The sequence below is a fragment of the Helicobacter cetorum MIT 00-7128 genome, assembly GCF_000259255.1.
GTDB lineage: Bacteria > Campylobacterota > Campylobacteria > Campylobacterales > Helicobacteraceae > Helicobacter > Helicobacter cetorum_B.
In genome coordinates this window covers 1-20,579 of record NC_017737.1, presented here as the reverse complement: position 1 = coordinate 20,579, position 20,579 = coordinate 1, and the positions used below count along the sequence as shown (strand labels likewise).

23 protein-coding genes, 2 tRNA genes and 1 pseudogene are annotated in these 20,579 nt (G+C 34.7%); 12 read left to right on the top strand and 14 right to left on the bottom strand.

What is annotated here, in order from left to right; translation table 11 throughout:
• Positions 1-19: 19 nt before the first annotated feature.
• Positions 20-760: a tetratricopeptide repeat protein gene (locus HCW_RS00125; RefSeq protein ID WP_014660200.1), complete on the top strand. Its 741-nt coding sequence runs from the start codon at positions 20-22 to the stop codon at positions 758-760.
• A 46-nt stretch (positions 761-806) separates the two neighbouring features.
• Here HCW_RS00125 and HCW_RS00120 read toward each other — a convergent pair whose 3' ends face one another.
• Together HCW_RS00120 and HCW_RS00115 are read right to left on the bottom strand one after the other, a co-directional pair.
• Positions 807-1,046, bottom strand: coding sequence for a hypothetical protein (locus HCW_RS00120; protein WP_014660199.1), 240 nt, complete (start codon positions 1,044-1,046; stop codon positions 807-809).
• 21 nt (positions 1,047-1,067) lie between these two features.
• Positions 1,068-1,436, bottom strand: a complete 369-nt coding sequence (locus tag HCW_RS00115) for a hypothetical protein (protein WP_014660198.1) — start codon at positions 1,434-1,436, stop codon at positions 1,068-1,070.
• Positions 1,437-1,706: 270 nt separating this feature from the next.
• On the opposite strand from HCW_RS00115, the gene HCW_RS09325 reads away from it, so the two are divergent.
• Positions 1,707-2,036: a hypothetical protein gene (locus HCW_RS09325; RefSeq protein WP_155802200.1), complete on the top strand. Its 330-nt coding sequence runs from the start codon at positions 1,707-1,709 to the stop codon at positions 2,034-2,036.
• Between the two features lie 380 nt (positions 2,037-2,416).
• On the opposite strand, the gene HCW_RS00105 is transcribed toward HCW_RS09325, so the two are convergent.
• From HCW_RS00105 to HCW_RS00085, 5 genes and pseudogenes are all read right to left on the bottom strand, one after another.
• Positions 2,417-3,157: a hypothetical protein gene (locus tag HCW_RS00105; RefSeq protein WP_014660196.1), complete on the bottom strand. Its 741-nt coding sequence runs from the start codon at positions 3,155-3,157 to the stop codon at positions 2,417-2,419.
• A gap of 14 nt (positions 3,158-3,171) precedes the next feature.
• Positions 3,172-4,298, bottom strand: a pseudogene (gene carA / locus HCW_RS00100) (glutamine-hydrolyzing carbamoyl-phosphate synthase small subunit).
• On the bottom strand, positions 4,298-4,849 hold the full coding sequence (locus tag HCW_RS00095) for a DUF507 family protein (RefSeq protein WP_014660195.1): 552 nt from the start codon (positions 4,847-4,849) through the stop codon (positions 4,298-4,300). The pseudogene carA and the gene HCW_RS00095 overlap by 1 nt, the downstream one beginning before the upstream one ends.
• 192 nt (positions 4,850-5,041) lie before the next feature.
• Positions 5,042-6,286: a glycosyltransferase family 39 protein gene (locus HCW_RS00090; protein ID WP_014660194.1), complete on the bottom strand. Its 1,245-nt coding sequence runs from the start codon at positions 6,284-6,286 to the stop codon at positions 5,042-5,044.
• Complete coding sequence (locus HCW_RS00085; RefSeq protein ID WP_014660193.1) at positions 6,286-7,185, bottom strand: DMT family transporter; 900 nt, start codon at positions 7,183-7,185, stop codon at positions 6,286-6,288. The genes HCW_RS00090 and HCW_RS00085 overlap by 1 nt, the downstream gene beginning before the upstream one ends.
• A 241-nt stretch (positions 7,186-7,426) precedes the next feature.
• Here HCW_RS00085 and HCW_RS00080 point away from each other — a divergent pair, with 241 nt between their 5' ends.
• Together HCW_RS00080 and HCW_RS08975 are read left to right on the top strand one after the other, a co-directional pair.
• Positions 7,427-8,443, top strand: coding sequence for a DNA/RNA helicase domain-containing protein (locus HCW_RS00080; RefSeq protein ID WP_052306434.1), 1,017 nt, complete (start codon positions 7,427-7,429; stop codon positions 8,441-8,443).
• 56 nt (positions 8,444-8,499) lie between these two features.
• Positions 8,500-8,937: a hypothetical protein gene (locus tag HCW_RS08975; protein WP_052306433.1), complete on the top strand. Its 438-nt coding sequence runs from the start codon at positions 8,500-8,502 to the stop codon at positions 8,935-8,937.
• 91 nt (positions 8,938-9,028) lie between these two features.
• On the opposite strand, the gene HCW_RS00075 is transcribed toward HCW_RS08975, so the two are convergent.
• The 4 genes from HCW_RS00075 to HCW_RS00060 all read right to left on the bottom strand — a co-directional run bounded on the left by HCW_RS00075 (position 9,029) and on the right by HCW_RS00060 (position 10,224).
• Positions 9,029-9,104, bottom strand: a tRNA-Ala gene (locus HCW_RS00075).
• A 21-nt stretch (positions 9,105-9,125) separates the two neighbouring features.
• A tRNA-Ile gene (locus HCW_RS00070) sits at positions 9,126-9,202 on the bottom strand.
• 57 nt (positions 9,203-9,259) lie between these two features.
• Positions 9,260-9,571 carry a hypothetical protein gene (locus tag HCW_RS00065; protein WP_014660192.1) on the bottom strand — a complete coding sequence of 104 codons (312 nt, stop codon included), beginning with the start codon at positions 9,569-9,571 and terminating at the stop codon, positions 9,260-9,262.
• 14 nt (positions 9,572-9,585) lie between these two features.
• Positions 9,586-10,224, bottom strand: a complete 639-nt coding sequence (locus HCW_RS00060; protein WP_014660191.1) for a class II aldolase and adducin N-terminal domain-containing protein — start codon at positions 10,222-10,224, stop codon at positions 9,586-9,588.
• A gap of 279 nt (positions 10,225-10,503) precedes the next feature.
• Between HCW_RS00060 and HCW_RS00055 the strand changes: the two genes are divergently transcribed.
• The 4 genes from HCW_RS00055 to HCW_RS00040 all read left to right on the top strand — a co-directional run bounded on the left by HCW_RS00055 (position 10,504) and on the right by HCW_RS00040 (position 14,634).
• Positions 10,504-11,253 (top strand): HrcA family transcriptional regulator, encoded by a 750-nt coding sequence (locus HCW_RS00055; RefSeq protein WP_014660190.1) that lies wholly within the window; start codon positions 10,504-10,506, stop codon positions 11,251-11,253.
• Positions 11,254-11,264: 11 nt separating this feature from the next.
• Positions 11,265-11,834, top strand: coding sequence for a nucleotide exchange factor GrpE (gene grpE / locus HCW_RS00050; protein ID WP_014660189.1), 570 nt, complete (start codon positions 11,265-11,267; stop codon positions 11,832-11,834).
• Positions 11,835-11,868: 34 nt separating this feature from the next.
• The gene (dnaK, locus tag HCW_RS00045; protein ID WP_014660188.1) at positions 11,869-13,731 is read left to right on the top strand and encodes a molecular chaperone DnaK; all 1,863 of its coding nucleotides are present in this window, start codon (positions 11,869-11,871) and stop codon (positions 13,729-13,731) included.
• 204 nt (positions 13,732-13,935) lie between these two features.
• On the top strand, positions 13,936-14,634 hold the full coding sequence (locus tag HCW_RS00040; protein ID WP_014660187.1) for an NYN domain-containing protein: 699 nt from the start codon (positions 13,936-13,938) through the stop codon (positions 14,632-14,634).
• 669 nt (positions 14,635-15,303) lie between these two features.
• On the opposite strand, the gene HCW_RS00035 is transcribed toward HCW_RS00040, so the two are convergent.
• From HCW_RS00035 to pyrF, 3 genes are all read right to left on the bottom strand, one after another.
• Positions 15,304-16,323 (bottom strand): NADPH dehydrogenase, encoded by a 1,020-nt coding sequence (locus HCW_RS00035; RefSeq protein WP_014660186.1) that lies wholly within the window; start codon positions 16,321-16,323, stop codon positions 15,304-15,306.
• 207 nt (positions 16,324-16,530) lie between these two features.
• Positions 16,531-17,361: a pantoate--beta-alanine ligase gene (panC, locus tag HCW_RS00030; protein ID WP_014660185.1), complete on the bottom strand. Its 831-nt coding sequence runs from the start codon at positions 17,359-17,361 to the stop codon at positions 16,531-16,533.
• Position 17,362: 1 nt separating this feature from the next.
• Positions 17,363-18,046 (bottom strand): orotidine-5'-phosphate decarboxylase, encoded by a 684-nt coding sequence (gene pyrF / locus HCW_RS00025; RefSeq protein ID WP_014660184.1) that lies wholly within the window; start codon positions 18,044-18,046, stop codon positions 17,363-17,365.
• A gap of 127 nt (positions 18,047-18,173) precedes the next feature.
• On the opposite strand from pyrF, the gene HCW_RS00020 reads away from it, so the two are divergent.
• Genes HCW_RS00020 through nusB form a run of 4 tightly spaced genes read left to right on the top strand, consistent with a single transcriptional unit; the run spans position 18,174 to position 20,563 of the window.
• The gene (locus HCW_RS00020) at positions 18,174-18,836 is read left to right on the top strand and encodes a carbonic anhydrase (RefSeq protein ID WP_043902701.1); all 663 of its coding nucleotides are present in this window, start codon (positions 18,174-18,176) and stop codon (positions 18,834-18,836) included.
• Complete coding sequence (gene kdsA, locus HCW_RS00015; RefSeq protein ID WP_014660182.1) at positions 18,833-19,648, top strand: 3-deoxy-8-phosphooctulonate synthase; 816 nt, start codon at positions 18,833-18,835, stop codon at positions 19,646-19,648. The genes HCW_RS00020 and kdsA overlap by 4 nt, the downstream gene beginning before the upstream one ends.
• A 32-nt stretch (positions 19,649-19,680) precedes the next feature.
• A complete protein-coding gene (gene ribH / locus HCW_RS00010) occupies positions 19,681-20,151 on the top strand; it encodes a 6,7-dimethyl-8-ribityllumazine synthase (RefSeq protein ID WP_014660181.1) in 471 nt (156 codons plus the stop codon).
• Between the two features lies 1 nt (position 20,152).
• Complete coding sequence (gene nusB, locus HCW_RS00005; protein WP_014660180.1) at positions 20,153-20,563, top strand: transcription antitermination factor NusB; 411 nt, start codon at positions 20,153-20,155, stop codon at positions 20,561-20,563.
• Positions 20,564-20,579: the final 16 nt, after the last annotated feature.

The following is a 20,579-nucleotide window of genomic DNA, read 5'->3' as shown; positions in this document are numbered from 1 at the left end:
AAGCATTAGGGAGTTTTAAATGATTTTCAAGTTTGTGTTATTGTTGGTGGTAGTGATTGGATTTATCTTTGTTGGAAAACAAGAAAAAATCACCAAAGAAGTGTTAATTGATAGCGGTCATTTTGGAACAAAATATAATTTTGATACAGCTCTCAAAATAGTTCGAGACAGAAAATCTAGCAAAGAAGACAAATCTGAAGCTTATTATGAGTTAGGGAGTATTTGCGAAAGGTATGCAGACAAATTGCATAGAGAAAATCAAGATAGGGCAAAAATAGAAAAATATTATGATATAGCTTTTAAGAGTTATTTAAATTCAGCAGAGTTAGAAAATTTCAAAGCTTATAGCAATTTGGCAAAGATGTATCATTATGGAAAAGGCACTAAAAAAGACATTCAAAAAGCTAGTCTTTATTATGAAAAAGCATGCCGAGCATATAGTAGTAATCCTTTTTTAATAGCTGATTGTTATGAATGGGGTAAGATAAAAGGTTTTCATAATCCAATGACTTTTTTGAAAGAAAAGTGCACAAATAAAGATGCTGAAGCTTGTTTTATGATAGGAGCACTCCAACAGACCTATTCGCTTGATAATAAAAACTCTAGTTATTATTGGATACCATATAAAGAATTGGGTTTGGATGTAATGTCTCAAGAAAATGCTCTATTTTACTTCAAAAAAGCTTGTAAATTAGGGGATCAAAAAAGTTGTGATGAGAAAAAAAGTTTGCGAGAAAATCTAAAGAGTAAAAAACCTTAGCTTTTAGAGAAAATTTAGAGTTAGCAAAAACTAAACTCTAAACTTTTCACTTCTTTTTATTTGCGCTTGGCGAAGTGCCTTTAATACAAAATTCTAAGTCTTTTTCCAAAGTCTCTGTATAAACAAGTAGAGCCTCTAAGTTTTTATCAATCTCTGTGTGGGCGAGTTCGGGGCGTTTAGGCATTTCAATTTCACATTTTGTAGGGATATATACCGGTTTATACACTCTGTAGCACCCAGAAAGAGCCAAGAGAGCAGTTAGAGAAAGAAAGGTGGTTTTAAGCATGGCAAATCCTTTTAAAAAGCATTATTTCTTTTCTTCTTTTTTAAAAGTCTCAATGAGATTTTCAACTTTTTTGAGCTCTTTATCTGTAGGGGTAGCGTCTTTAGTTGCTTTCTCAACTTGCTTGTCTTTCTGGGCTTTAGAATACTTTTTGGCGATTTGTTGCTCGGTTTTAGAATGCTCTTTGTTATAGGTTTTAACATCTAATTCTTGCTTTTTTAGAGCCTCATTTTGCAAATCTACGCCTATTTTGCAAGTTTCTCTTTCTATGAGCGCATTTTTATAAAAGATAAAAAAGCAAATGCTTAAGACAATGACTGCAATAAATAAAATTGCTATGACAATATTTTTAAAAGTTAATTGGGGGATTAAAAATTTCCATATGGGTTGCACATTAAGTTCCTAACTATCAATTTTGGTTGAGTTTATAAGGCTTTTTATGATTATTTGGTTGTGGGATGAGCCTTTGATAACTAAACATACCTTTTAATTATGTGTATTATAATCAATTTTTTAGGAATTTTTAAGTGATAATTTGAGTTTGTGCTATAAATTTAGAACTTAGAAATTTTTAAGGGTATTTTGGTTGCAATTAACTAGATTTTAAGTTGAAAACCTAGGTTTTAGGATTTGTTGAAGGGGGTAAGGGGGGTGTGAGATTATATGTTTTGTGGAACTTTGCAGCAAATTTGCTGGGATTTTTCAGTGGTGAAATCAAAGATAATATTAAGAACTTCTTTTATAGCTTTAATAAGATTATTCCATTCATCGCTCGTTATTTTAAATAATCCTTTGCCAGCAAGCGACTCTACAATCTCATTGCTAAAGATGAAACAAGCTATCAAAGAGCCAATACAAAGGAGACAAAGCATTATAAAAGCAATTTTATTATTTTTAACCGCCTTAGACACGAAACAGCAAAAGAGAACAAACCATATTATGGCAAATAAGACAAATAAAATAATAGGCTTAGGCTTTTCCATGATAGAATAGTTGTTTACATTTAACAGAAAAAAACCAAACAAACAAACTAGTATTAATGATTTGGTAAGACACTCTTTTATGTTAGGGAACTTCTTAAGAATGAGAAAGTATAGAAAAATTGAGCCACACATACTCACAATTATCTTTATATAAGTTATATAACAATTTATATAACCATCTAACTTATTGTCCTCTAATGGAGCATTAAACACAAGCATTGTTATTAACACGCAAGAAACAAGGAATGCTATAAACCATAGTGTTTTGGGCTCTAATAATCTTGAAAAGCACTCTTGGATTAAATCTTGAACTTTTATAGGGCTCTGAAGAATAAAAGGTAATGAAAAGAGAAAAAATCCTAGAGAACATGCTAATCCTAGCCATAGAGTCTAGCCACAACTTGTGGCATTTAAAAATTCTAATTTTATGATAATAGGTGTAAGTATGAGCAAATAAGCTCCAAGGAAAAACGGTTTGTTGGTGGTCATATGAAGTGTGTTAGCTATAAAAATGGTGGTCATAATAAGCGAATTAATGACAAACATTGTAAGTGCTGTATTCAAGTCGGTATTTAATTTAAGCCATGCTACAAGGGGCAAAAAGTATGTTGCCATAATCAATATTGGCAAGATAATGAAATCAGAAATCCATTTTTGATAGAGCATCATGCTCGTTTGATTTATTGTTTGTTTTTCGCCTTGTTTGAATGCTACTTTGCTATTCATTCTTCTTTGATTATTTTTTTCTTCCTTAGCAAGTAAATCTTTTAAACTTAATTTAGGATTTTTTAGACATGTTTGTAAAGTCTCATAGCGAGTATAGAATCTAATCCTTAAAGTTCGTGCAGACTTGCTTGTAGCTGAACTTCCAAATCCAACAATAAAAATAAGCACCATTTCTATGACAAAATAGATTGTCTCTAAACTCATTTTATCAGCATTTGTCCATAAAAACCACAATACTCCTAAGGGAGCAAAAATAAGAACGCTTAAAGCTTGGAGATAGATTCCTTGAAAGTTATAAGTCCATCTGTCTTGCTCTTCTTTAAGAACCTTATAAATCTCTAATTGGTGCTTTTGGTGCTCAAATGACTCTTGCTTTGTCTCTTTACAATATTTACAGCCACTCAAAACTCTCTATTCCCCTAAAACTTCTCTAATAGCTTCACAAATTCCTTAAAAATATAATGGCTCTCTTTGGGGCCAGGGCTACTCTCTGGGTGGTGCTGGACAGAAATGATAGGAGCGTTAATATAACGCACGCCTTCAATGGTATTGTCAAAAAGATTGCGGTGTGTGATAACAGCGATTTGCTTAATCTCTTCAGGCACGCAATAGTTGTGGTTTTGTGCGGTGATTTCAATGGCGTTTGTTTCTAGGTTTTTAACGGGGTGGTTGCTTCCATGATGACCAAATTTTAGCTTATAGGTAGGATAGCCTTGTGCGATAGAGAGTAATTGATGCCCTAAACAAATGCCAAACATAGGGATTTTTGCTTCAATAAGTTGCTTGATTTCTTCAATTTCTTGTTTTAGGCTTAAGGGGTCTCCCGGCCCGTTAGAGAGAAAAATACCATTAATAACTTTTTTTTCATAGGCTTTGATGAGTTCTGTTGCTTGAGTGTTATGCGGATAAATGAGAGCTTTTAGCCCTACGCTTTGAAGCTCGTTTAAGATATTACCCTTAGCCCCAAAGTCTAGCACAGCGATAGTTTTATGCGGCATTTTTTCATCAAAAGGCTTGTAATCTAAGGTTTTGAAATCAAAAGTGGTGTGCTTATGCGTTTTGATTTTTTGCGTAGAAACGCTTTCTACTAAAGGGGTGTGAGAAATTTTAGGAGCGTTTTTTAGAATCTCTTTAAGCTTGTTTTTGTCATGCTCTATAGTGGAAGCTACCATCATCAAGCACCCATTGTTGCGTAAGGTTTTTATCAAACTTCTTGTGTCAATGCCACTAATGCCCAAAACATTTCGCTCTTTCAAATAAGAACTTAAGCTAAGATTTGCCCTTGCGTTAGAAAAAAATCGTTGTAATGACGCACCAAAATACCCGCACAACAAAAAGGGGATTCATCATCTTTAACATTAGTGCCTACAATCCCAATTTCTGGCATGCTAAAAATCACAAATTGCCCTTTATAGCTAGGGTCGCTGATGACTTCTTGATAGCCACTCATAGAAGTGTTAAAAACAAGCTCTCCTATTTGAGTGCCACTAGCCCCAAAACTTTGAGCTTGTAAAAAAAGCCCGTTTTCTAAGTAGAGAGAGACCATTATAAAAAGCCTTTACGCCTTAACTCTTCTTCATACAGCCTTTCAAACACTAGCTCGTATTCATTACTTCCTACGGGCAGTTTGCGTTTGTAATGTTTGATTTTTTCATGCACTTCGCTTTCAATGCTCTCATACATCTTAGAGTAGGTGTCAATGGATTTGTAAATCAAATTTCTAATCAAATTTTCACTCACGCTAAACATAATCAAATCTTCATCTAGGATTTTATTTAAAATTTGGTGCGATAAATCATTGCACCTATCTTCCCAAGATAAATGAAAGCCTTCTTTTTGAGCGATTTGTCTTTTAATCATCCAAAAGAGTTGCCTTTCGTCCATCCGCATAAATTCTATTTCATCAGTGTTTTCTTCTAAAAGTTCTCGTGCTTGCTCATCTATGGCATTTTCTGTTTTAACACTAGCATCTAAAATCTCACGCACCAATTCAGAAAACACCTCTTGAGAGGTTCTAAGTTCTAATAAATTTGAGCGCATAAATTCATTAGTAATTTTATTTACTACATGCGCCACATGGATAGGTTTTAGTCTCATGCTATTTCTCACACATTTATATATTTAGTTGGAGTTATTGTAGCGCCTTTTAGATAAAATGCTTGTTAAAGCAAGTTTTTTAATGAAAATAAAAGTATTTTTAGTTGCTTATAAGGAAAATATTTAAAATAAGCCATTTGTTTTGAAAATCCTTAGCTATCGTTATTGATTAAAAAGACATCTGATTGATTATTATTGGCGCATTAAACTATAAGATTGCAAGATTTTATCCGCATAGATAATTTCAATATCAGGGCGTTTTTTGGAAATTTTGGTATCAACAAGGATTAAGCGCCCTCCCTCTTTAATGCCATAAAATTTAAGCCTTAGAGCCAGCTGTTTATCATCAATGCGAACTTGATGAATACCCCTTGCTTGAAGGGCTGTTGCGATTTCTTTAGCTAAGAAATGCCGATTTAATAACCTTTCATTGGCATTAGAAACCTTGCTCCCCCATAAAAATAGCGTTTCGGTAAGCATTAGAAGATACAAGCTAAAAATGCGTAAATAATACCGCCCTCTAAATTCCTTTAAACGCACTCTAAGAATACTTAGCATGCCTTGAGTAAATAAGGGTAAGCCTACTAAGGCTAAGGGGGCAAAAGTTTTTAAATCTATTTCTTGGCGCACGCTTAAAAGCAAAGGAAAAAGCCAAGCGCTTGCACTAATAAATGCAAGCAAAGACGGCTCTTTAGAAAAAAGGGTTTTATAAATCACATAGGGGTAATAGACAAAAAATAGGGGTGAATACAAAAGCATAAGTTCTAAACAAGTGTCTATAAAATGCCCACTAGGCATTCCCCTAAAACTATTATTAAAAAGAATGAGATTTGCTAGTAAGCATACAAGGGCAAAAAAAGCGCTTTTAAAATAACGCATTCTTAAAGCATAAGCCCCTAAGCCCAAAAAAAGCGTTATAAACGCACTATCTATAAACACACATAAGAGAATGCTAAGATAGGGGATTTTTTGAGATTTTACAAATAAGTAGCTCACTAAAAGCCCAAGATTAAGCACAAACACACTTTTAACTAATAAAATCGCAAAGAGATTAGCCCCAGGCAATAAGGCGTAAGTTAAAGTAGCATAAAGAGCGTCTTTGGGTTTTTTTAAAATCTTTCGCCCTATGAGATAAATTAAAAGCATGTTGATAAGATGAGAAAGCAAAAAGGGTAGTCTTAGAGCCAAATCATTTTGCCCAAAAATTTCAGTGCTTTTTTGAGCGATTTTAATAAACCATGCATTGTTATAAAAAAAGTCCTTAGCTTCGTTATAGCTAATAGAAATTTCATTACTCATCAATAGCCCTAAGGCTAAAACCCCCATAGCTAGTGGCACAAAGCTTAAGTCGCTCAAATCAAAGCTTCTTATTTTTTTCTTAGGGTAGATAAAGTAGCGAAAGTAAAGAAGCGTGCTTTGTAAAGGGCTTAGTTGCATTATTTAAAACTTCTTAATTCTTTTAAAAGAGCGGGTAAAGCAATAAGCAAACCAGAAAATAAAATGAGTAGAACCCCTAAAGAGCTTTTAAAATCTAAAAATTTATCGCCTAAATACAGCCCTAATAATAGCCCCCAAAGAATGCGGGTGTATTCAATAGGGGCGATGATGCCAGCGGGAGCATTCATGTAGGCATAAGTCAAAAAGTATTGCCCTAAAGTCCCACTAATTCCCATTAAAAAAATCCATAAAACATCTTCTAACCTAGGCGTATGGATACCATTAGATAAAAAGGGAATATCAATAAACATGCCCACTAATCCTAACAAACTCATGCCAAAGGCGAACGCTAAAATCACGGCTTGTTTGTCATAATACTCCCTTAAATCTCTCAAAGTTACATACGCCAAAGCCACAAATACCCCACTTAAAATTCCCATAAGAATTTCAAAAACCCCTATATTCTCAACGCTTGGATTTGAGATTAAGACCACTCCCACTAACCCTATACAAGCTGAAATTAACGCACTCATTCTTAGCTTTTCTTTCAAGAGAAAATAAGAGAGTAGCACCGTATAAATGGGTGCGCTTTGTGAAAATGCTGTCGCTGTGCCAAGTGAAATTTTTTCAATATTATAAAAAAACGCAAGCATAGCTAAGCCCCCCACAATAACCCTAAAAGCAAGCTTTCTAAAACCGCCTTTTTTGTAACTCTTCAAACGATAGGGCTTGAAAGGATAAATAAGTAGCAATAATAACAGCATAGAAACAGAGCGATAAAACACATTTTCCATAGGGGAAAAATAGTCGGCTGTGATTTTAACAAACGCACTCATCACACCAAAGCATAAATTAGCCAAGAACATCATTAAAATGCCAAATAAAATCGTGTTACGCATGCCTTTTACTCACAATAAAGTTTTTAAGGGTAGTTTAACCTAAAATCTCTAATTAAGCCTTTAAGTTTTTAAGCATGAGGTTTTAGTATAAAGACAGCTTTATAAGAGAAATACGCAAAAAATCCAATAATACTTTAATATAAATTAATTATAAATCTATTATCTAATTATTTAGCTTGTAAATAGAGAATAATAATTCATAGCTTAAGTCTTTGATAACAAATAATCAAAAAGGAATAATTTGAAACCTATCAATCTCTTATCTCTAGCACAAGCATTTGATACTTTAGATGAAAACTCTTATAAAAATTTCTTAAATCATCATGGCATACAAGCTATCAAAAATCATGAAATTGAAAGTTTAAAAAATTTGATTCAAGCGCTAAACTCCAATCAAACAATCTTACACCATTTTTATGTCGGGTATATAATCCCACAAATAAGTAAAGAATTTGATTTATTGCGCTTTGGAGAAAATTGTATTATCAATATAGAACTAAAAGAGCAACAATCAGAAGAAAAAATTCAAGAACAACTCATAAGAAATAAATACTATCTTGGCTCCCTAGGTAAAACAATCCATTGCTATACCTTTACAAGTAGTGATGGCCAATTATATTACCTAAACTCAAACGACATAACAGAAAAAATAAACTTTGAGAATTTAATAGAGCACCTAATCAATCAAGAACTCCAGCATATAGACAATATTGATGCATTGTTTAAGCCTTCTAATTATTTGGTCTCACCCTTCAATGATACGGAAAAATTTTTAGAAAATAAGTATTTTCTGACAGACCGCCAACAAACGATACAAAAAGACATTCTTCAAGCAATAGAAAAAAGCCCATCTACTCTTTTTTTCAGCATTACAGGTAAAGCTGGCACAGGTAAAACCCTATTGACTTATGATATAGCTAAAAAAGCTATAAAAAATAATAAGAAAGTATTGGTTATTCATTGTGGAAATTTGAATAAAGGGCATGAGACAATAGATAAGCAAGATAAATGGGAAATTATCGGTATCAAAGACTGTTTCGTAAAAAACTTATATTCTTATGATCTAATTATCATAGACGAAACTCAAAGAATATATCGTAATCAATTGGATGAGATTATAGACGCAATTAAAAAACACAATAAAAAATGCATCTTTTCTTACGACGAAACACAGACGCTATCTACACAAGAGATAGATAGGAACATACCACAAATAATTAACAATCTGCCATCTACCTGCCATCTACATCTATTATAAAATATAACTTAACTAACAAAATAAGAACCAACCCAAGCATAGCCACTTTCATTAAAATGCTATTTGACAAAAAAGAAAATTGCCAAAGCGATAAACAAAAAATAAATAAAGATGATATTGAAATAACCTATTTTAATAGTAATAAAGATGTAAGAGCCTACTTAGAAATACTCCACGAATACAATTGGGAAATTTTACACTTTACCCCCTCACAAATCAACAAAGAAAGGCATAAAGAATATATGTTGCACAACATTGCCAAAAAAGCCCATGAAGTAATAGGGCAAGAGTTTAACCAAGTGTGTGTGGTTATAGACGAGTACTTCCATTATAACAAAAATAACAAATTAGGTTACAATGCTAGAACTTATTATCACCCCATAAAAATGCTATTCCAAAATCTTACACGGGCTAGAAATAAAATCCATCTCATTTTATTAAATAACCAAGAGTTACTCAATAGGTGTTTGTCCATTTTAAACAATGCCAACTAATACTATAAGTTTTAATTAAAAATAAAAATTATTATGCAGTATGCATCTATAAATATTCAAATGAAAAAATAAACAAAGGCAAATAAGATAATGGTGGAGAATAGCGGGATCGAACCGCTGACCTCCTGCGTGCAAAGCAGGCGCTCTCCCAGCTGAGCTAATTCCCCAAACAAAGGATTGTAAAAGAATGGTGGGCTTAGGAGGAGTTGAACCTCCGACCTCACCCTTATCAGGGGTGCGCTCTAACCACCTGAGCTATAAGCCCTTTTAAAAGCAAAAACGAGATTATAAAATAACATGCCTTAATTAGCACTTAATGGACTTAAGCATAAATATCTAAATGGGGTTTATTATAGATTTGCTCCACATTTTCCCCCTTAGAGTCTAAAAGTGTGGGTTCTACTAAAGACTTATCTTGAATACTCCCATCATTATTGATAGTTTCTAAAGTTTGCAATCTATCAAAGTTTGGTGTATTTTCAGCATTAGTTGAAGAAAATCCGTCTTGAGCGCTTGTTTGTTGCAAATCTTGCTCTACTTGACTCCTATCTAAAATGCGACTATCACTATTAACATCATTAAGCGTTTGAAGTTGCGTGAAATTAGGCATATAAGAATTAGCGTTAATATACATCAAACTTTCCTTATTTAAATATTAAAGCGCTCATCATCATTATAACAGCAATCCATTAAATCGCCTAGTCTTAGAACCTTACATGAATTTTCAATCAAGTCAAAAATCTCCATAAGCCCATGCAATTCTCTATGATAAGCAAAAATCCCACAACCTTTAATAAAAACAAAAAATTTTCCACTCTCTTGTAATTGGCGCAAAATCTCAATATTAGCCCTTTCATACCAATTATCATAATCTCTAGGGTGATAGATAGGCACAACTTCACCCAAGAATCTATGCCCCAAATAATCCATAGGCAATAATTTATCATGTCTTAAGGAATATGCTAGGCTATAAGGTGGTCGTGCATAGGCAATGAATTTAGCGTCCAAAAATTCCTCATAGACGCTTGCATGAATTGATGAATCAATACTAGCCTCTCTCCAACGATAATCCACCTTATCATGCAAAACAATCAAAGTATTTTCATTAAGGTGGTCAAACACCGCCTCTCTTTTATTGATAATAAACTGATTAGCGCCAATTCGTGCGGATATAGAGCCTTGATAAAGCCCAAAGAATCCCTTTCTAAACATAGATAGCGAAATGTCCTTAAGCGCAACAATTAAATCGGTATCAATCCCTCTAGTGTGCATATTCATACCTAGCATGATAACAAGTTTTAACCCATTTTATCCTAACCTTTCAAACTTGGTTAAGTTAAACTAGAAAACTAAATAATCATTACTTAATTAGTATCATTAAACTTTATATTATTAGACTAAACTTATAAGAAAAATCGCATAATTTTTAGCGTTTTTGGCAATCAAGTGATAATTTATTAACTTTTTATGCTACAATGCACTCGTTGTTTCATCAAACTAGTATGAATTAACGAGATTTTTAATTTTAATGGTGTTTAAAAAAGTTTAGCTTTGAGGGTTGTTTGAATGGGTAAAAAAAAGAGCATGTTAGATTTGTTTATCAAACACTATGTGCAGACCTTAGAACCCATTAGCTCCAAACGCTTGAAAGAAGCCCTTGATTTAAAGGTATCTTGTGCGACCATTAGGAACTATTTTCAAGCTCTCTCTAAAGAGGGAGCACTGAAGCAAGCCCATTGTAGCAGTGCACGCTTACCCACCTCTAAGGCATTAAAAGAATATTGGCAAAGGTCATTGAGATTAGAGCCATTAGACTTAAAAGAAAAAGCCTTAAAAGAGGCGAGCGAGCGTTTTGGTATCTTTAGTCTAGTTAAAAAGCCTAATTTGGTGTGTTTAAACGCTGTCATAGCACATGAAAAACGCTTTTTAATCCTAGATTTTAAAGCGTTTGCTTGCGTGCTAGACTATAGCGCTAAAATGCAAGACTTTTTGCAAAAACTTATAGGCAAGAGTGCTACAGAGGTGCGTCAAATCGCCCTTTCTGTAAATGCTCTAAGCTTGGCTAAACAGCTAGAGAATTTAGAATACTCTAATCTCTTACGCTTTAATGTGCCAAAACTAGAGCCTCTTATGCAAAATGCTCTGTTTTTTGAAGTGCTAGAGGGTAAAATCTTAGAGCGTTTGAAAGAGGGCTTGCATTTTATAGAGCCTAACAGCATGTTAGTGGTGCATTCACTCAATAACTTGGGCGCTAAACTACTATGCTTTGGAAAATTAGAATGCGATTATACGCATTTTTTTAAAACTATTTCTTAAGGAGGAAAAGCATGAAAGATTGTTGCAAAAAAGAGCAAGATTCTAGCACAGAACTAGATGAGATGACTTGCGCTTGCGCTTGTGATGAAAATCAACCTAGCGAAAGCCAAGAAAATAATGCACAAGAAGAAGAAAACAAAGAAAATTTTGAGCTTAAATACAAAGAAATGCATGAAGAGTATTTAAGAGTGCATGCGGATTTTGAGAATGTGAAAAAACGCTTAGAAAAAGACAAGAGCATGGCATTAGAATATGCGTATGAAAAAATCGCATTAGATTTATTGCCTGTGATTGACGCGCTTCTTGGAGCTCATAAGAGCGCTATAGAAGAGAATGAAGAAAGCGCGATTTCTAAGGGCTTGGAACTCACTATTGAAAAATTGCATGAAGTTTTAGCCAAGCATGGCATTGAAGGGATTGAATGTTTAGAAGAATTTGACCCTAATTTTCACAATGCGATTATGCAAGTTAAAAGCGAAGAGAAAGAAAACGGACAAATTGTGCAAGTTTTACAAAAGGGTTACAAGTATAAAGAAAGGGTTTTAAGGCCTGCAATGGTAAGCATTGCTAAAAACGATTAATAAGAACGATTATTTTATAAAGAAAGGATAACACATGGGAAAAGTTATTGGAATTGATTTAGGGACAACCAACTCTGCAATGGCTGTGTATGAAGGCAATGAAGCTAAGATTATTGCTAATAAGGAAGGTAAAAACACCACTCCATCTATTGTGGCATTCACCGATAAGGGCGAAATTTTAGTGGGTGAGAGTGCTAAAAGACAAGCGGTTACTAACCCAGAAAAGACTATCTATTCTATTAAAAGAATTATGGGCTTGATGTTTAATGAAGATAAGGCTAAAGAAGCCGAAAAACGCTTACCTTATAAGATTGTAGATAGAAATGGGGCTTGTGCGATTGAAATTGCTGGCAAGGTTTATACCCCTCAAGAGATTTCAGCCAAAATTTTAATGAAACTCAAAGAAGATGCTGAGAGCTATTTGGGAGAGAGTGTTACAGAGGCGGTTATCACTGTTCCAGCTTATTTTAACGATAGCCAAAGAAAAGCGACTAAAGAAGCAGGCACTATTGCAGGGCTTAATGTTTTAAGGATAATCAATGAGCCTACTTCTGCGGCATTAGCTTATGGCTTAGATAAAAAAGAGAGCGAAAAAATCATGGTTTATGATTTGGGTGGGGGAACTTTTGATGTTACCGTGCTAGAAACCGGCGATAATGTCGTAGAAGTTTTAGCCACAGGGGGTGATGCGTTCTTAGGGGGCGATGATTTTGATAATCGTGTGATAGATTTTCTGGCAAGTGAATTTAAAGATGAAACCGGCATTGAGATTAAAAACGATGTTATGGCACTCCAGCGTCTAAAAGAAGCTGCAGAAAATGCCAAGAAAGAATTAAGCTCTGCAACTGAAACTGAAATCAATTTGCCTTTCATCACAGCGGACGCTACAGGACCTAAGCACTTAGTCAAAAAGCTTACTAGGGCTAAATTTGAAAGTTTGACAGAAGATTTAGTGGAAGAGACTATTTCTAAGATTGAAAGCGTGATTAAAGATGCAGGGCTATCTAAGAATGAGATTTCAGAAGTGGTTATGGTGGGTGGTTCTACTCGTATTCCTAAGGTTCAAGAAAGGGTAAAAGAATTTATCAACAAAGACTTGAATAAGAGTGTTAATCCTGATGAGGTCGTAGCCGTGGGTGCGAGCATTCAAGGGGGCGTGTTAAAAGGCGATGTGAAAGATGTGCTTTTACTAGATGTTACGCCTTTAAGTCTAGGGATTGAGACTTTAGGGGGCGTGATGACTAAAGTCATTGATAGAGGCACTACCATTCCTGCTAAAAAATCTCAAGTATTCTCTACTGCAGAAGATAACCAACCAGCTGTGTCTATTATGGTTTTACAAGGCGAAAGAGAATTGGCAAGAGACAATAAATCTTTGGGTAAATTTGATTTGCAAGGCATTGCTCCAGCTCCAAGAGGTGTGCCTCAAATTGAAGTAACCTTTGATATTGACGCTAATGGTATCTTAACCGTGAGTGCACAAGATAAAAATACCGGTAAAAGCCAAGAGATTAAAATTTCTGGTTCTAGCGGATTATCTGATAGCGAAATTGAAAAAATGGTTAAAGACGCTGAGTTGCACAAAGAAGAAGACGCTAGAAGAAAAGAAGTGATTGAGGCAAGAAATCAAGCCGATAGTCTCGCACACCAAACCCAAAAGAGCCTTGATGAGCATAAGGCGAATTTGAATGAAAATGATGTGAATGAAATTCAAAATGCCATTAACGCTCTTAAAGATTGCGTGAAAAATGATAACGCTACTAAAGCTGAGCTTGAAGATAAATCTAAGGCCTTAGCTCAAGTGGCTCAAAAACTAGGCGAGGCTATGGCAAATAAAAATAACACCGAGCAACCTAAGAAAAAAGATGACGATGTGATTGATGCGGAAGTGGAGTAAAACCCACTTTTTAAAACAAGGGGTTTAACTCCTTGTTTTTATCTCCCTCTTAATTTTCAAACCCTTTTTTAGGGTGCGAAATATTTAAAAAATTTGTTTTCTAGCTTAACCCACACTTTTATAAAGCACAATTTACAATCCAAATGATGATTATAAGTATTATGAAAGTATAATTATGATTATAAATTGTAAAATGGAGCGACCATGAAAAAAGAAAATAAAATAGCAGTATTTTTTGACTGCGAAAATGTATCAGCAAAGCATGTTGATTTTGTATTTAACGACTTGCAAAATCGTGGCGAAGTGATTATCCGACAATCGTTTAAAGATTGGGATAGCAATTTGGAACCAAACAGCACCAAGGCTTGGGATAGAAAATTGCATGAAAAGTTTGCTATAGAACCTATACAAGTTTTTAGTAAAACCGGGAAAAATTCTTGCGATTTAAGAATACAAAGAGCCATACTTGAAACAATCAATCAAGACCATATTGATACCATTGCTTTGGTGTCTAGCGATGGCGATTTTAGAGATTTAATTATTACTGTAAAATCAAAGGGTTTTAATATTATTGGTTTTGGGGAATCAAAAGCGCCTGCTTGTTTTTGCGATGCCTATACAACTTTTATCAACCTTGAAAAACAAAAACCGATACAACAAGATGAAGAGATTTTAGAGGTAATAAAAAATACCATAGAAGAAAACAAACAAGATGACGGAACTATGCTTGTGAGTATTTTGGGTTGTATATTGCAAAGAAAAAATGCAAGTTATATTGCAAAAAACTTTGGCTCAAATTCGTGGGGTGAGTTTTTGAAAAAATATAAGGATATTTTTGAAATAAAATTTGTCAGCAAACACGATAATGGCAACAAGGACACCTTAGTTGTCAAAGTAAAATAAATTAATATATCTTGTCTCTATGGCAAGATACGCTTTCTCTACAAAATAAAATTAGTAAAAATATCTTGGGTCAAGATAGCTTAAATTCTAGCAAGAGGATTTAAGTTGCTGTTAGAACGATGTCAAGCAAGCATATAATTCATTCAAGATGTTTTATAGAAATTATTAAATATTTTTAATATAATTATAAAATCTAAAAAATATCAAAAACAGCTACTATCTTAAGAGTAACTATCAAGACAAGTTTCAAACAAATTCAAATTTTATGACCTTAGAATGTGAAAAAGTTGCTAAATTAAAAAGGCGAAATAAGAAATAGGTCAAAGTTATTTTTAAAAGCATTAAGGACAAGGGGTCAAAGAGATAAAAGAATAACTTCAAAGCAACTTTAAAAATGCTTGCTCTTGCATTTTTAAGTTTGTTGGTAAAAAGATGATAAATAGCCTTTTGCTCTTTGTTTTAAATATAAGCGCATGAAAAACTCCATAATCGTAAGGAATTAGGACTAGACCAAATCAAGCTCTCTTTTTCAAGGTTAAATCTTGCTTGTATGGGGGGGGTTAATACCCCCTAGACCCCCACCATATAGGTAAGCTAACAAAAACTTAAGCCTAGTTTGTTGTAATTAACGCTTGTAAGTCTAAAGATAAACCCTACAATAGGGCTTGTCTATAGATGAACAATACGCTCATAAGGCTTTGGAATATCTATTTCTTGGTTTAAGGCTAAAGCACTTTGAAGACACCAAAAAGGATTTTTTAATAACTCTCTAGCTAAAAAGATAGCATCAGCGCTTTGACTAGAAATAATTTTTTGTGCCATTTTAGCATCACTTAACGCTCCTCCAGCAATAGTAATTTTACCTAGTGCGTCTTTTAATAAACTCGCTTGTTCAATTTGATAGCCCGGATACACTCTAATAGGCACTTCTACTACACCCCCACAGCTCACATCTAAAGCGTCATACAAATGACTTAAAGGCTCTAAAAGCTCAATAAAATCTTTAGCACTATTGCCATTTTGATGATAATCATCAGCAGAAATACGCACGATTAAGGGCATATTAGGAAGAACGCTTTTAATGGATTCTAAAATTTCTTGCAATAATAACGCCCTATTTTGCCCGTATTTATCAGTGCGTTTATTGCTTAAGGGCGATAAAAATGAGCTAAGCAAGTAGCCATGAGCGGCATGGATTTCTAGCATATCAAAGTTGCATTCTTTAGCCCTTAAGGCTGATTTTTTGAAATCTTCAATAACTTGCTTGATGTCGTTAGTATCCATTTCTTTAGGGGTAGGGGACTTGGAATTAAAGCTAATGGCACTTGGTGCGATTAAGGGCGTGTTTTTAAGAGAGCATTTACGCCCGGCATGATTGATTTGAATGGCCATTGTTGCGCCATAAGCATGGCATTTTTCAACAAGATTTTTAAGCCCCTCTATATGAGCGTCATCATAAATGCCTAAATCTTGTGCTGAAATGCGCCCATTCTCACACACCGCACTAGCCTCTATGATGATTAAGCCCACTTGCCCTATAGCACGAGCTACATAATGGTGCAAATGCCAATCATTCACAAAGCCATCAACCGCCATATATTGGTCCATGGGTGCCATAACCACTCTATTTTTTATCGTGTGATTGGCGATTTTAAAAGGGCTAAAAAGCAAGGTTTTTTCTTTTATCATAATTGTTCCTTTCTTATCTTAAAAATAGCGACCATTATAATTGAAAAAGGTAAAAGACTTTGTGTTTTTTTATCTTAGAGTTTTTTAGATTGTGGTTATTATAATTTTAAAGACAAGGGGTTTATATCAACCCTAAAATAAGATTATACGGATTAAAAAGCCTTAAATAAAAAGCCAAAGAAAAAATGCTTAACCCCTAAGCTTGATTCACACCCACAAATTATCTAAAAGCCTCGTTTTACCCACACGCACAGCCACTAAAATAAGCGTGTTAAGGGGCTCTATGATTTTTAAAGGCTCTAGTTTATGGTTACAAAATTCTAAATAATTCACTTCCAAGTTCTCTAAAACTTTAAGCCCTAAGCTCTTAAGTTTATCACATGCCTTTTCGCCCTTATCTATGGCTTGCTTGATAGTTTCTAAGGCTTTTGGGATAGCTAGAGCTTGTTTTCTTTCAAATTCATTCAAATACACATTTCTAGAGCTTAAAGCCAAGTTATCAAAATCACGCACAATTTCGCACGGCACTATTTCAGTATCTAAAAGCAAGTCTTTTACCATGTGTTGAATGATTAAAAGTTGTTGGGCGTCCTTTTTACCAAAATACGCCCTAGTGGGACAGATGAGATGAAATAGCCTTAATACCACTTGCACCACTCCATCAAAATGCCCTTCTCGTTGCGCCCCCTCTAAAGAGTTTGATAAAAATTTAGGGGCATAGAGTTCTAAGCGTTGCTCCAATTCATAAGGATACATCTCATCAGCTTTAGGGATAAACACCGCATTCACGCCTACTTCTTCACATAAGCTCAAATCTTTTTCTAAAACTCTTGGGTAAGCGCTAAAATCTTCGTTCGCTCCAAATTGCGTGGGATTAACAAAAATACTAAGAATCGTGTGGGCATTTTCTTGCAAGCTTCTTGTTGCTAGGCTTACATGCCCTTTGTGTAGGGCTCCCATAGTTGGCACAAAACCTATGCTTTCTTTCAAGCTCTTGCGATATTTTCTTAAATCAGCGATAGTTTCTAAAACTTGCATTTTAACAATCCTCTAAAAGTTTTAAGGCGGTTTCTCTAGGATTATTAGAGCGATAAATAGGGCGACCCACCACGATAAAATCACTTAAATTACTCTTGGCCTCTTTAGCATTTGCTACACGCTGTTGGTCTTCTTGGTCATCTTTATCTAGTCTAATTCCAGGCGTTAAAGTTAAGAAGTCTTTTCCTAAACTCTCTTTAATTGCTAGGCTTTCAAATACTGAGCACACCACGCCATCAATGCCACTTTCTTTGCCTATAGCACTTAACTTTATAGCTTGCTCTTTCAAAGGGGCGTTATACACGCTTAAAAATTCCTCTTCACTAAAACTTGTTAAAGCACTCACACCCATAATGAGAGGGCGTTTTTTGAGAGTATCTAAGCGTTGCATTAAAGTTTGCATAGCACTCTTGCCACTACTTAAATGAATGGTTAGCATATCAATATCTAATTTAGCGCATTCTAGTGCGGCATTTGCCATAGTGTATGGAATGTCATATAATTTCAAATCTAAAAAAATCTTAAAATTTTCATCAATTTCTTTAATCTCTTGTAAAAAAGATGAGCCATCTCTAATAAAAGACCTAAGCCCTACTTTAGCCCATAAATCTAAGCCCTTTAATTGTTTTAATAATTTAAGATTGTCATCTTTTTCTTCTAAGTCTAATGCGACACATAATTGCATAAGAAAAACCCTTTAAATAAAAATCATTCCATTATAACAAAAAGAAATTTAAGAACTTTTAGCTATCATAAGCGTTTGAAAACAAAACAAGATTAATAAGAGATTATATTTTTAAGGGTTGAGCGTGATTAAGGCATTTCAAGGAGCATTGGAATTTCAAGAGAATGAATATGAGGAATTAAAGGAGCTTTATGAGAGCTTGAAAACCAAGCAAAAACCTCATACCTTGTTCATTTCTTGTGTGGATTCACGAGTAGTGCCAAATTTGATTACAGGCACAAAACCCGGTGAATTATATGTGATTCGTAACATGGGCAATATTGTGCCACCAAGTGAGTTAATTTGCCAAGAACAAGCCCTTTCTACGATTGCAAGCATTGAATATGCCGTTGTGCATGTAGGGGTGAAAAACATTATTCTATGCGGACATAGTAATTGTGGGGCATGCCAAGCTATCCATAAAACAGATAATGAAGATAGAGAAAAAGCCCCTTATGTAGAAAAATGGATAGAATTTTTAGAGCCTATTAAAGAAGAATTGAAGTTGCACCACCAATTCAGCCATAATAGTGCTAAACGCATGTGGCTTACAGAGCGCTTAAATATTAAGCACCAATTAAAAAACTTATTGAGCTATGAGTTTATTAAGGAGCGTTTTTTAAAAAAGGAATTGCGCCTTTATGGGTGGCATTATATTATTGAAACGGGCGAGATTTTTAATTATGACCCTAGCACACATGCGTTTAAATCCATTAAAAATTGTCAAACAATGATAAAGGAGATTTTATGAAACTTGTCAAACCTATCTTAATTGCTGGGCCTTGCGTGATTGAGAGTCAAGAAAATTTGCATGCTATAGCTCAAAGGCTCAAGCCTTTGGCGCAAAATGAGCAAATAGACTTTTATTTTAAAGCGAGCTTTGATAAAGCTAATCGCACTAGCTTAGAAAGCTACAGAGGGCCGGGATTAAAAAAAGGCTTAGAAATGTTGCAAGCCATTAAAGATGAATTTGGCTATCAAATTTTAACTGATGTGCATGAAAGTCATCAAGTAGAAGAAGTGGCAAAAGTGGCAGATATTTTACAAATTCCGGCGTTTTTGTGTCGTCAAACAGATTTGATTGTAGAGGCAAGCAAGACAAACGCTATTGTAAATATTAAAAAAGGGCAATTTATGAACCCCAAAGACATGCAATATTCTGTCTTAAAAGCTCTTAAAACTCGTGATGCCTCCATTATGCAACCAAGCTATGAAAGCGCTTTGGCTAATGGTGTGTGGTTGTGTGAAAGGGGGAGTAGCTTTGGGTATGGAAATCTAGTTGTGGATATGCGCTCTTTGGTGATTATGCGAGAGTTTGCCCCTGTGATTTTTGATGCCACTCATAGCGTGCAAATGCCCGGTGGTGCGAATGGGAAGAGCTCTGGAGATAGCTCTTTTGCGCCAATTTTAGGGCGTGCGGCTAGTGCGGTAGGTATTGATGGACTTTTTGCCGAAACACATATTGAGCCTAAAAACGCCCTAAGTGATGGGGCAAACATGCTCAAAATAGAGCAACTTGAAAATTTGGTAACAGATATGCTAAAAATTCAAAGTTTATTTTAAATTTTATTTAATCTTATTTTTAAAGGATAATTATGCAACTTATTGAGGGTAAATTACAATTACAAGGGAATGAAAAAATCGCTATTTTAACATCTCGTTTTAATCATATTATTACAGACAGATTGCAAGAAGGGGCAATTGATTGTTTTAAAAGGCATGGGGGCGATGAAAAGCTTTTAGATATTATTCTAGTTCCCGGGGCTTATGAACTGCCTTTTATTTTAGATAGATTATTAGAGAGTAAAAAATATGATGGCGTGTGTGTGCTAGGAGCGATTATTAGAGGGGGGACTCCGCATTTTGATTATGTGAGTGCAGAGGCGACTAAGGGCATTGCAAACACCATGTTAAAATACAATACGCCCGTAAGCTTTGGAGTGCTAACGACTGATAATATTGAGCAAGCGATTGAAAGAGCAGGAAGTAAAGCCGGAAATAAAGGCTTTGAGGCGATGAGCACCGTGATTGAACTACTAAGCTTGTGTAAGGCTTTTAAGGGTTAAAATGGCGACTAGAACTCAAGCTAGAGGGGCTGTGATTGAATTATTGTATGCGTTTGAGAGCGGGAATGAAGAGATTAAAAAAATTGCAACAAGCATGCTAGAAGAAAAAAAGATTAAAAACAATCAACTCGCTTTTGCATTAAGTCTTTTTAATGGTGTGTTAGAAAAAATAGCTGAAATTGACACTCTTATTGAACCGCATTTAAAAGATTGGGATTTCAAACGCTTAGGGAGTATGGAAAAGGCGATTTTGCGCTTAGGAGCGTATGAAATTTGTTTCACACCCACTGAAAACCCTATCGTGATTAATGAGTGCATAGAGCTTGGCAAACTCTATGCAGAGCCTAACACCCCTAAATTTTTAAACGCTATTTTAGACTCTTTGAGCAAGAAACAAACTAAGGCTTTCTAAAATTAGAAAGCCCCTT